This is a genomic window from Burkholderia sp. SIMBA_062 (assembly GCF_046534765.1).
Taxonomy (GTDB): domain Bacteria; phylum Pseudomonadota; class Gammaproteobacteria; order Burkholderiales; family Burkholderiaceae; genus Burkholderia; species Burkholderia ambifaria.
This window is the reverse complement of record NZ_JAWRYD010000143.1, coordinates 1-367: the sequence shown is the minus strand read 5'-3', so window position 1 is coordinate 367 and position 367 is coordinate 1. Positions and strand designations below refer to the sequence as shown.

General features: G+C 37.1%; 1 protein-coding gene. It reads left to right on the top strand.

What is annotated here, in order from left to right; genetic code table 11:
- A partial coding sequence (locus SB786_RS35770; RefSeq protein WP_410731514.1) for a hypothetical protein occupies positions 1-367 on the top strand: 367 nt, incomplete at both ends.

The window sequence follows — 367 nt, the reverse complement described above, 5'->3', positions numbered from 1 at the left end:
GATGGAGTCTAAATGCGGGAGGAATAATAACCCGACAGGTAAGGCAACGTCCAGATGAAAATCCTCAGGGCTATTTAACCTATAACTATAATGCTAATTATCAAACTAGTTACGACGTACGCAAAACTCTAGGTGATCTTAATATTAACTACGGTGGTTCAGATCAACCTGTGGATGAAGATCCAGATCTATTCTTCATTAATTTTCTGGGAAGATCTGGGAAGTTTATTATTGACAACGTTACCAAAAAGGCAGTTGTTCAAGGTTTTGATGACTGGAAAATAGACATAGACTATGTGAGCTTGAATACTTCTCAATTTACGATTAATAGAATCACCATTACCGATGAGTCCGGAGTTGAATATTA